This window comes from Nostoc sp., from assembly GCF_036919815.1.
In the GTDB taxonomy this organism is placed as follows: Bacteria; Cyanobacteriota; Cyanobacteriia; order Cyanobacteriales; family Nostocaceae; genus Nostoc.
On the sequence record NZ_JBALCE010000011.1, the window covers coordinates 60,046 to 71,410 of the forward strand.

General features: G+C 42.2%; 10 protein-coding genes. 1 reads left to right on the plus strand and 9 read right to left on the minus strand.

Going from position 1 to position 11,365, the window contains the following annotated elements:
- Positions 1–131: 131 nt before the first annotated feature.
- The 7 genes from ftsH3 to V7K15_RS03600 form a co-directional block, all read right to left on the minus strand.
- Entirely contained in the window at positions 132–1,973 is a 1,842-nt protein-coding gene (gene ftsH3, locus V7K15_RS03570; RefSeq protein WP_334903073.1) for an ATP-dependent zinc metalloprotease FtsH3, read from the minus strand.
- Between the two features lie 111 nt (positions 1,974–2,084).
- A complete protein-coding gene (locus tag V7K15_RS03575) occupies positions 2,085–2,885 on the minus strand; it encodes an aminotransferase class IV (protein ID WP_334903075.1) in 801 nt (266 codons plus the stop codon).
- Positions 2,886–2,893: 8 nt separating this feature from the next.
- On the minus strand, positions 2,894–3,259 hold the full coding sequence (locus tag V7K15_RS03580) for a GNAT family N-acetyltransferase (RefSeq protein WP_334903077.1): 366 nt from the start codon (positions 3,257–3,259) through the stop codon (positions 2,894–2,896).
- A 172-nt stretch (positions 3,260–3,431) separates the two neighbouring features.
- On the minus strand, positions 3,432–4,217 hold the full coding sequence (locus tag V7K15_RS03585) for a hypothetical protein (protein WP_334903079.1): 786 nt from the start codon (positions 4,215–4,217) through the stop codon (positions 3,432–3,434).
- 140 nt (positions 4,218–4,357) lie between these two features.
- Complete coding sequence (locus tag V7K15_RS03590) at positions 4,358–5,596, minus strand: acetate kinase (protein WP_334903081.1); 1,239 nt, start codon at positions 5,594–5,596, stop codon at positions 4,358–4,360.
- Positions 5,597–5,659: 63 nt separating this feature from the next.
- Positions 5,660–5,836, minus strand: a complete 177-nt coding sequence (locus V7K15_RS03595) for a type II toxin-antitoxin system HicB family antitoxin (RefSeq protein ID WP_334903083.1) — start codon at positions 5,834–5,836, stop codon at positions 5,660–5,662.
- A 297-nt stretch (positions 5,837–6,133) separates the two neighbouring features.
- Positions 6,134–8,764, minus strand: coding sequence for a DNA polymerase III subunit alpha (locus V7K15_RS03600; RefSeq protein WP_334903085.1), 2,631 nt, complete (start codon positions 8,762–8,764; stop codon positions 6,134–6,136).
- 249 nt (positions 8,765–9,013) lie between these two features.
- Between V7K15_RS03600 and V7K15_RS03605 the strand changes: the two genes are divergently transcribed.
- Entirely contained in the window at positions 9,014–10,306 is a 1,293-nt protein-coding gene (locus V7K15_RS03605; protein WP_334903087.1) for a dicarboxylate/amino acid:cation symporter, read from the plus strand.
- Positions 10,307–10,346: 40 nt separating this feature from the next.
- On the opposite strand, the gene V7K15_RS03610 is transcribed toward V7K15_RS03605, so the two are convergent.
- Positions 10,347–10,526: a hypothetical protein gene (locus V7K15_RS03610; RefSeq protein WP_334903088.1), complete on the minus strand. Its 180-nt coding sequence runs from the start codon at positions 10,524–10,526 to the stop codon at positions 10,347–10,349.
- Positions 10,527–10,839: 313 nt separating this feature from the next.
- A complete protein-coding gene (locus V7K15_RS03615) occupies positions 10,840–11,091 on the minus strand; it encodes a hypothetical protein (RefSeq protein ID WP_334903090.1) in 252 nt (83 codons plus the stop codon).
- Positions 11,092–11,365 lie beyond the last annotated feature (274 nt).

Below are 11,365 nucleotides of genomic sequence, written 5' to 3' on the forward strand. Positions count from 1 at the left end.
ACCGGGCTTTTGACAAGGAACTTAAAAAAATGGGTAACTCTGGAAAATCCCAGAATTACCCCAATTTTTAAAAGTTAGAAGTTAGGAATTGTTTTTAACTCCTAACTCCTAACTCCTAACTACTGATTAAATTAGGCAAAGGCGGCGGTTGTCACATCGTTATTCGACAGAATTTCTTGCAACTCTTCGGCGTCTACCGTTTCTTTATCAACCAGCATTTGCGCTATCTCATCTAAAATGTGGCGGTTACGCACCAACACTTCTTTAGCGCGTGTGTAGGCTACATCCACAAGTTTGCGGACTTCTTCATCAATGGCGGCGGCAGTTTCTTCAGAGAAATCACGCTCTGACATGATATCCCGTCCGAGGAACATATTACCTTGTTGACGACCAAGGGCGACTGGGCCTAAGCGATCGCTCATCCCAAATCTGGTGATCATCTGACGGGCAACCCGTGCTACCTGTTGTAAGTCGTTAGAAGCACCAGTGGTAACTTCTTCTTCACCAAAGATTAATTCTTCAGAGATGCGACCACCCAAAGCTACAGCCATCTGATTTTCCAGATAAGCGCGGCTGTATAAACCAGTGTCCATCCGGTCTTCGCTGGGGGTAAACCAAGTTAAACCACCTGCGCGACCGCGAGGAATGATGCTAATCTTCTGCACAGGATCATAGTCTGGCATCAAAGCACCGACTAAGGCGTGACCAGCTTCGTGATATGCCACCAAGGTTTTGCGCTTTTCGCTCATTACCCGGTCTTTCTTTTCTGGGCCAGCTAATACGCGATCGATCGCGTCGTTGATTTCATCCATCGAAATTTCAGTCAAATTCCGACGTGCTGCCAGAATTGCGGCTTCATTCAACAGGTTGGATAAATCTGCGCCAGTAAATCCAGGGGTACGACGGGCGATTTTATCCAAGTCCACATCTTTGGCCAAGGTCTTGCCACGGGCGTGTACCTTGAGAATTTCGCTGCGTCCGGCATAGTCGGGACGGTCTACCACAACTTGACGGTCAAAACGACCAGGACGCAATAGTGCTGCATCTAGGACATCAGGACGGTTGGTAGCGGCAATAATGATGATGCCTGTGTTGCCTTCAAAGCCGTCCATTTCTGTGAGCAACTGGTTGAGGGTTTGTTCCCGCTCATCGTTACCACCACCTAAACCTGCACCTCGTTGACGACCTACGGCGTCAATTTCATCGATGAAGACGATACAAGGAGCATTGGTCTTAGCTTGTTCAAACAAATCGCGGACGCGGGATGCACCCACACCGACGAACATTTCTACAAATTCCGAACCGGAGATCGAGAAGAAGGGTACACCTGCTTCACCAGCTACAGCACGAGCTAGGAGGGTTTTACCTGTACCAGGAGGGCCAACTAACAGCACACCTTTAGGAATTTTTGCACCAACGGCGGTAAAGCGATCGGCGTTTTTCAGAAAGTCTACGACTTCGTTTAATTCCAACTTGGCTTGGTCAATCCCCGCAACATCGCCAAATGTCACCTGAGTTTGTGGTTCCATTTGGACTCTGGCTTTGGATTTGCCAAAGTTCATCGCTTGGCTACCTGGCCCACTTTGAGCGCGACGTAGCAAGAAGAATAAGCCAACCAAAAGCAATACAGGAAAAAATAAGCTGCTCAGTGCCTTAAACCAAAATCCTTCATCGGTTTGGGGCAAAACAGAAATATCAACGCCTTTTGAAGTCAGGGTATTGATCAGGTCTGGATCGTTGACTAAGGTCACAATCCGTTTATTTGGGTCATATTTGGGTGTAACCAGTGCTGTAGAGCGATCTGCACTCAAACTGACTTTTTCTACTCTGCCTTGTTGGACTTCTTGAATAAAGCGACTGTATCGCCATATCTCTCTGCTTTGGGGTTGTTTGTCAAAAAATGCTGTTCCCAGCGCGATGACGACAATAAACAACAGCGCGTACAGCCCTGCATTTCTCCACTTTTTATTCACTAAGGTCTATCCTCCTGTATTTTTCGCGCAATCGCCTAGCGTCTCTGTTTGGAGAGGTCATTATTAAGAATTATGTTAACTTATCTTAAGTGTAACAAAGTGGCGTAGCTATCATGCTACAAAAAGCTCCCTGATTTGTTGAAAACTAGGATGGTAGGGATTATATTGTAGCGACCCTGTGGGGTGATGAACGGTATGAATCGGAATAATTTCTACCACACTATTAGTGTAGGCGATCGCTTCAAATCTCTGGACTAACTCGACGCTCCAAGTGTCTTCCCGCACTGGCTGCTGGTGGTTTTGTAACCAGTTTACAAGTTGCGATCGCAAAATTCCCGGCAAAATTCCTGCCTTCTTTGGCGGTGTCCACCAACTACCATTACACCATCCCCAAAGGTTGCCTGTGCTGGTTTCTAGCCAATTTCCTTGGGCATCGACTAATATTGCTTCTTGGGCATCTAAGCTAGTTCTTGCCAACCAAGCACTTAAATAGTTTCCAGTTTTATGAGAGGGGAGAGAGCGATAAAATTCCGGACTAGCAACGGCGCACAAAATACCATGATTTTGTTTTTCTGTCAAATTTTGTGGTAATAATCTCCCAGTTATCCACTCACGTCCATCGGGAAAAAGGGTAATTCTGAGAACGGGGAAGTGTGCCAGGAGAATTTGGGCACCTTGACGCAGACGATTCCAGTCTGGTTGTTGCCAACCAAAAGATTGGATTGAGAAAAGTAGGCGATCGCAGTGTGAAAGCCAATTGGTTAAACTACTATCTAGCGAGTTCTCATAAACCCGCAACGTTGTAAAAACAGTCGCCCCGTAAAGTAAACCCGGATCATTAATATCTAATTCTAAAGTTTGGGAGTGAATTAATTTGCCATGATACCAAAAAATGTGATTTTTCACACTCATTTTGTTTGCTACAACTCTATTGAAAAGTGATGGCTTGTAATGTTCATGCGCTGCATTAGATAAAACCTGTGAGCTGCAAATCGCTGAACACCAGAATCAAGACTCAGGTGTTCACAGTCATGATTTCTTGCATATTCAATTAGCCATTGAAATAACTGTTGTCCATAACTATGTGACCGCTTTAACTCATCAACAACTAAGTCATCAATATATAAAAACTTTCCTGATGCTAAACACGTAGAAATGCGAAATCCAGCGACTGCCACAGCTTGCTCGTCTACTTCCAAGAATACAAGTTGATATCCTTCTTTCATTTGATATCGAACTAGTTCTACAAACTTAGCCTGCTCAAGGTGAGGGCGCAACTGTGACATAACAGGAAAACACTTTAATATTTTAAAGTCAGATTCTCCTAATTGTATTGACACTAATATTGCTCCTAAAAATTACGAATTACGTTAGCGTAGCGTTAGCGAGTATTCGTTCGCTTTTAGCGTCTGTCTGCGACACGCTGCGCGAACGTAGAGAGCGTCATTACGAATTATTCTAATCCTTTGGGGGAAATACAATTTTGTGAGTTCCTTCAGGAGTTGTAATTACTTTTCCTCCCAAAGCTTCGATTGCCCTAATTGCTCGTTTCTGATTTCTCTCATCAACTTGATAATTTAAAACCATTGCCCAGGTTGAAATTTGAGCATATTTACTATTAGGATTTCGACTCAAAAATTCCGCAGTTTTTTGGGAACTATTAGCGATCATCTGACTCTCTGTATCTGGGAATTTACTAGCCCAGTTTGCCGCCGTTGCAAAAGACTGTTGAGCAGCTTGAGCATCCCCTAAAAATAATAACTCATCAATTCCTTTATAACGCCACACGTAATAAGACTTTTCGGGAACCGAGGGAGATAATGATTTTAAGCCTTTCTCTGACAATGCGATCGCGCGTTCTGGCATACCAGCATACAATGAAGTACTGACAGAAAGACTCCGATACGCTGCTAAAAATCGCGGATCGCGTTCTAGAATGACTTCAAAATATTCTGGACTTAAACTATAACCTGTTTTATCCCGAACTTCATCATCTCCGAAATATTGTGAAAAATTCAGATATACCAAATCTGCGATGAAGTTATCATAACCAAAACTCGGCATTTTTTGGAGAAAATTAAGACGGACTTTTTCAGATTTTATTTCTTTTTCTAGAGTTTCTAAAGAGGCAGATTCTTTGCTATTTATTAGTTTTTGCAATTGGGGGAATTGAATCAAGCCAACTCCTAAAATACATACACAAACTACAAAAGGTGTAGCAATAACTTGACGCGATAACAACATATTTTTTTTTGTTTTCCCAGGTATAACCAACTTCCTGTATATAATATACCTCTCGTAAAATTACTTAGTTATATGGTAACAGTAGAGCATCCATGACCAAATAGGTAAAAAACTTTGAATCATAGCTGATGTAGCTATTTTTAGTGTTTCAAAAGTTGCCAACATTGCCCGGCGATCGCCCAATCTTCTTGAGTATGAATAACCAATACCCGTACTGCTGAATCGGGTGTCGCAATATCCTGATCCACAGGCTGCTGCTGATTTTTCTCAAGGTCTATTTTCAGTCCGATAAATCCAAAGGCTTCACAGGCAGCTTGGCGAATTTCTGGAGAGTGTTCACCCACGCCTGCTGTGAACACCAAAGCATCTAATCCGCCCAAACTAGTAAGCATTGCACCGATCGCAGAACGTAGGCGATGTACATAGATATCCCAGGCCAGTTGAGCGCGGGAATTACCTTGATCTCCGGCGTCGCCCGTCGTAGACATCGCAGCTTTCACTTGACGCATATCGCTAGATACACCTGAAATTCCCTTTAATCCAGAAGCTTTATTTAATACATAATCTAACCTTTCGACGGAGTAATTGCAGTATCGCAACAGATAAATCAGAATCCCCGGATCAACTGAACCAGAACGACTGCCCATCATCAATCCTTCTACGGGCGTGAATCCCATCGTGGTATCAATACTGCGACCATTTTTAATCGCTGCTAAAGAGCAACCATTACCCAGATGACAGGTAATTAACCGCTCAGACGGAACATCTCGATCGAGAATTTGGGCAGCACGTTGAGAACAGTATTGGTGACTGATACCATGAAACCCATAGCGGCGGATACCTTCTTCTACCCACTCATAGGGGCCGGGATAGATTGCTGCTGCATCGGGTAGAGTGGCATGAAATCCGGTATCAAAGACTGCTATTTGGGTGACATCTTTTAAGATTTTTTCAATTGCTTCTATGCCTTCTAAAGCAACTGGATTATGTTCTGGAGCAAGGTTTGACAGACGTGCGATCGCCTTTTTGACATCCTCAGTAATTACCACACTATCTCGATAATCCTGTCCACCATGTACTATTCGATGCCCCACCACATCGATTTCTGATAACTGATCAATTACTTTGGTAGCATCATAAGTAAGTGTATGCAGCATATATGTAAGGTGTGCCTCTGGGGAATCACCAGATATTGATTTTTGCAGCGTTGCACCCGTAGCGGTTTTTACCTCAATTTCTGCCACACTCCGATCTTGAGTCCAGTTGATTTTGCCTTCCCAAAGGGGTTGGGCTGCTTGGGTGGGTAGAGCATTATCTGTAATCTCATACAGACAACTTTTTTGGGTACTCGATCCGGCATTCAGCACCAATATCTTCATAAGACAACATAAAAATATGACATTTTTTGATCATGTCACCAAGTGTAACCTCATGCTTCTAGCCTATAGCCATAATATGGGTAGAGGAAATTCCTCTAAGTAAAGCTGCGTTGCCTCTCTCAAGCTAGCAATTGCCTGTTCGATTGTCTCTCCCTGATCAACCGTACCAACTTCTGGACACTCAGCTATATATATATCGTCCTCTTTATAAATGAAGACTGCAAAGCTGCGAGTTTTCATCCTACTGTATCCTCAACACTTTTTATAGCAAGCATAGTATCACCCTTTCTTCTATAAAGATCGCCGCTATGAACACCCATCAACATAATTACTAATTCGTAATGACGCTCGCGGACTCGCTTTTCACGTCGCTAACGTAATTCGTAATTAAGAGTAATAGTTTCTTTCTTCGTGTCCTTTGCGTCCTTTGCGGTTCGTTCCTCTTACTTATATTTAATAGTTTGGCGCATCTTATACAAAATTGCTATTAGTAAACTCCTTGAGCTAAGAATCCTACAACTTCAAGACGTAGAAACTTCAATTCGGCAAACCCTCAACCCGCATTAAATCTAATCCTCGTTCAAATATTTCATCAATTGGCAACATTTGACCATCAACAGTCAGAAATTTATGGTCTTTTGTTGCCCGAATCAATGAACCATCTTCCAAACAATATTCAAACATTTCTTGTTGTCCGCGATCGTGCCACTGTGCCACAGGTTGCGTGTAAATATTTCCATTATGATCAACGCTGTACACAGTACATTCAATGCGTTTTTCTACAACTTCCCCAATCGGTATTAATCCATATTCTACCGTCAATATTTCCGTGTCATAGCTTAAACAATATTCAGCAAACTTTAACATTTGCTCAAATAATTCATCCGCAACTTTTTTCTGAACGCCATTTTTCGCTGCGCCATCCACGAATTTTTCTCGCTGCTTTTGCATCTCAGAAACCTTCTTTTTACCCATCGCCCGACGCAGCAAGTCAGCTTGTCCTAATGTATATCCAGCCATATCCTGAGCAATTTTCATGATTTGCTCTTGATAGACCATAATTCCATAGGTTTCGTCTAATATTGGTTCCAGAATGGTGTGTTGATAATCAATCTTTTCTCGCCCATGTTTGCGGTTAATAAACTTCGGAATTAATCCCGCATCTAATGGCCCAGGTCGATAAAGTGCCAAAATTGAAGAAATATCTTCTATATTAGAAGGCTTCAAATCTCGCACTATCTGACGCATTCCAGAAGACTCTAATTGAAATATCCCTTCTAACTCACCTGCTTCTAATAGGTCATAAGTTTTTTGGACATCTTTTGGGAGAGTACTATGTTCACCTTTAGCTAATATCTTCTGGGCTTTTCTCTCCTGGCGAGGAATTTCATCGGGGTCAATACGATATCCTTTAGTTTCTTGAATTAAATCAACAGTTTTTTGAATCAGCGTCAGGTTCCGCAAACCCAGAAAATCCATTTTCAACAAACCCATTGATTCCAGGTCTTCCATGAAATACTGGGTAATTACAGAACCGTCATTATTCTTCTGTAGTGGGACAATTTCATCAAGGGGATCGGCAGAAATTACCACACCTGCTGCATGAACACCAAAAGTTTTGTTAGTTCCTTCAATTCGCATCGCCATATCAAGCCAATGGCGCACATGGGGTTCTTTATCATATTTCTCTTTAAACTGTGGTTCTGGGGTTTCCTTAGAAATCATCACCTTGAGTTTTGTTGGTTTCCCCCGCACCACAGGAATTAATTTCGCCATTTTGTCAGCTTCCCCGTAGGGAATATTCAATACTCTGGCGACATCTTTCAAAACTGCTTTAGAAGTTAGGCGGTTAAAAGTAATAATTTGAGCAACTCTATCTGCACCATATTTATCAGTTACATATTCAATAACTTTATCCCGTTGTTCAATACAGAAATCTGTATCAATATCAGGCATAGATTTGCGTTCTGGGTTCAAGAAACGCTCAAATAGTAACCCATGATGTACAGGGTCAATATTAGTAATTCGCATCGCATAGGCAACTAATGAACCAGCCGCCGAACCCCGACCGGGACCCACAGGAATATTATTATCTCTAGCAAATTTGATGTAATCCCAGACAACTAAAAAGTATTTGGAAAAACCCATCTGCTGAATCATTTTCAGTTCGTATTCCAATCTTTCTTTATAGACGGAATCGACTTCTTGGCGAGATTTACGATTTAATCGTTCTAAAAGTCCATTCCATGCAACATCTTCGGCGTAAGTATCAGCAGTATGACCAGAGGGAATGGGGGGTGTAGGAATCTGAGGCTCACCCATAATATTGTAAGGCTCGACTTTATCGGCGACTTTTTCAGTGGTGGCGATCGCTTCGATAATCACATCCTCCGGCAAATGGTCTCGAAATAGCTGCTGCATCTCCTCACCAGATTTGAGATACTCTGTACCGCTATAACGCATCCGCTTATCTTCAATAATTAATTTGCCAGTTTGAATACAGAGCAAAGCATCGTGGGCTTCAACGTCAAAACAAGAAATAAAATGCGAATCATTAGTTGCAACAAATTTAATCCCTAGTTCTCGCGCGATTTTGATTGTTTCAACATTCACAATTCGGTCTTCTTGGGAACCGTGATCTTGAATTTCTAAATAATAATCATCACCAAATACATCTTTATACCACTGAGCAACTTTTCGGGCTGCATCTGGTCTATTACTGAGAATCGCTTGGGGAATTTCTCCACCTAAGCAAGCGCTGGTGACAATCAAGCCTTCATGATATTCTTTTAGTAAATCTTTATTAATACAAGGACGAGAAAAAATTCCTTTGCCTTGAACACCTTTGAGGTGAGAAATTGTGGTTAATTTGACTAAATTTTTGTAACCTTTGGTATTTTTAGCTAAAACAACTTGATGATATTTGGGGCGGCGTTCTTGTTTCTCGATATCGCCGTTAATAATATACATTTCATTGCCGATTATCGGCTTAATATTTTGACTACGGCAGATTTTGATCAATTCAACCGCGCCATACATGACACCATGATCAGTAAGGGCGATCGCTTTCATCCCCAGTGCGATCGCTTGATCCACCAACTCTGGTAGCTGACTAGCCCCATCAAGTAGACTATAGTCACTGTGAATATGTAAAGGTACAAAAGACATAAGCAATTCAAAATTCAAAATGTTCGCGTAGCATCTCATAGAGAAGAAACACAACTACCGCAAGCATTAAAGCTACTGATAGTATACAGTTTTAATGCTAATCAGGTTATCTTTAGGGGTTTACCCAGTGGCATACCCTTTCGAGCCGGATTTTGCAAAGCAACGGGATCTTAGATTAACTTGTTTGGGAAATTTTCACTTCCGAAAGTTAAGTTTTAATAGTTACAGCACTTAACCAGTATCTAGCCAATGAGTCAAACAGAGAGCAATACTTCGCCTCAAACCAAAGCTAGCCCTTGGTGGCAGCGTATCCCTCTGACGTTACAAATTGTCATCGCCTTAGTAGCCGCAGTCAGCGTCGGAATTGCCCTTGGTGCAGGGAATCCCAACCCCAGCAATGCCGTCTTAATCAACAATTTAGCAATTCCGGCTGAATTGGTGTTAAAGGCTCTCCGCGCCTTGGCTACACCTCTGATTCTGGTAGCCGTACTGCATACTTTGATGACTACCAATATCCCTGGTACAGCCGGACGGCGGCTAGCAGTGCTACTTTTAACTAACACTACCGTAGCTATTTTGGTGGGACTTTTCGTAGCGAATGTACTGCATCCGGGGACTTGGGGCAATGTAGCCACCTCAACAAATACACAAATAACTCCTCAGAATCTTGACCCTTGGGGAATACTCAAAGATGCTGTACCGGAATCTGTCCTCAAGCCATTAGTTGATAATAATGTCATCCAACTAATTGTGATTGCCCTGAGTTTTGGGATTATCCTGCGGGGATTAAAATCTGAACAAATTGCCCAAGATAAGAACGGATACCAGTCAATAGAGGATGTGATCGGGATTTTATTTGAAGCGGTAGTCGGTGTCCTTAACTGGGTAATTGCCTTAGTACCTTTCGCCGTCTTTGGAATTGTAGCTAAAACCGTTGCTATGCAAGGATTTACACCGTTTAAATCTTTGGGTGGGTTTATTCTGGCGGTACTGTTAGCGCTGCTATTGCAGGCGTGCTACTACCTAATTAGAGTAAAATTTGGTTCTTGGGTACACCCGCTAAAATTCCTCGCTGGCGGTTCTGATGCCTTTTTGACAGCTTTCTCAACTTCTTCCTCTGCGGCGGCAATGCCCGTAACCTTTGAGGTTTTGCAAACAAAAGTCGGTTTAAGGGAATCTTCTGCTGCCTTGGGGGCATTAGTCGGGGCAAATTTCAATAATGATGGCACTGCCCTTTATGAAGCAATGTCTGCGTTGTATATTTCCCAACTGATTGGGCAACATCTGAGTTTGGGACAGCAGTTAATTGTCATCCTTACCTCGATTTTTGCATCCGTCGGTGCGGCAAATATTCCCAATGCTGGACTGGTAACGATGACACTGGTGTTCACTTCTGTAGGCTTACCTACCCAGTACATCGCTTTGCTAGTTACTGTAGACTGGTTTCTGGATCGCTGCCGTACCGCAATTAATGTCATGGGAGACATGACTGTTAGTGCTTTACTTGACGGCAAAAAGCCCCGTTCTGTAGACGAGGCTTAGTTTGCGAGGTTTTAGTTGAGTGCAGCAGCTTTTGAGATATCTAATGCTGTTGAGGCCCTTTGGCATCACATTCTTTAGTCCAGCAGCGTTCTAGGAGTCGAAGACGCCAGATCAATGCAAAGCGATGGGGATTCAATACTAATTTAGTCTCGTCACCAAATAAGGGCTGGTTGAGATACTGCCAAAGGGGAAATTTAATCTTGGTGTGTTTTGGAGTCATAAGAACAACAAAATATTATAAAATTTTCGTGACAATACTTAACATTTTGTCTAGGAACTGCCTGATACTGTTTTTATAGTTAAAGGCTACACTGTGTTTTTACAATTGTCTTGGTGGCAATTGCGGAATTTTAGCAAGTTAATTTATGTTGTTTACGCTTTAATACTGATTCCACATTTGGTGAAAAGTCATACTATTTCAGCAAATTCCTCCAGATACGTTGGTAAGGGCGTACAAATATACGCTCCTACAGCCGATTCATCTGTAAAACTGGAACGCGATCGCATAAAAAATTAAAAAAACAGAAAGAGAATTAAGTTAGTCTCTTCAACACAAATTCTCTCTGCACGGGCATTGACAAACGCCAGGCATGGGCATCTACCAGAAAATGCGCCATTGTCAAACCAAGTACTCTACCAGCAAAGAACTGCATCCACACAGAATCACCAGCCCACTGGCTATTATATAAAATCGCCCCACCAAGAATCATATATATACTGAAAGGAATCAGGGCTTTCTTACTATCCCCAAGTGCGATCGCGGCTATAAATATGATGTACTGCAAACAAACCATGTGCGATCGCTTAAATAATTCGTAATTCGTAATTCGTAATTCGTAATGACGCTCTCTACGTTCGCGCAGCGTGTCGAAGACAGACGCTACCTAAAATGTAGATGTTTTTATAGTATTTTTAGGTGGGGATTGCGCGAAACATTTTTTGTTTAAAAATCTACCAGACTATTGTCGGAGTCCGTTTAAAACAATAAATGTTTTTGTAACACAAGGGTATATTCTGTATAATCTAAAACTTAAAAATATCGAGCATCTGTCTAAAGAT

Bases quoted from the DNA above. Each gene is read 5' to 3' on its own strand.
- V7K15_RS03590 (WP_334903081.1), bottom strand. From the start codon at position 5,596: ATGAAGATATTGGTGCTGAATGCCGGATCGAGTACCCAAAAAAGTTGT.
- V7K15_RS03605 (WP_334903087.1), top strand. From the start codon at position 9,014: ATGAGTCAAACAGAGAGCAATACTTCGCCTCAAACCAAAGCTAGCCCT.
- V7K15_RS03575 (WP_334903075.1), bottom strand. From the start codon at position 2,885: ATGAGTGTGAAAAATCACATTTTTTGGTATCATGGCAAATTAATTCAC.
- V7K15_RS03610 (WP_334903088.1), bottom strand. From the start codon at position 10,526: ATGACTCCAAAACACACCAAGATTAAATTTCCCCTTTGGCAGTATCTC.
- V7K15_RS03595 (WP_334903083.1), bottom strand. From the start codon at position 5,836: ATGAAAACTCGCAGCTTTGCAGTCTTCATTTATAAAGAGGACGATATA.
- V7K15_RS03600 (WP_334903085.1), bottom strand. From the start codon at position 8,764: ATGTCTTTTGTACCTTTACATATTCACAGTGACTATAGTCTACTTGAT.
- V7K15_RS03585 (WP_334903079.1), bottom strand. From the start codon at position 4,217: ATGTTGTTATCGCGTCAAGTTATTGCTACACCTTTTGTAGTTTGTGTA.
- V7K15_RS03580 (WP_334903077.1), bottom strand. From the start codon at position 3,259: ATGTCACAGTTGCGCCCTCACCTTGAGCAGGCTAAGTTTGTAGAACTA.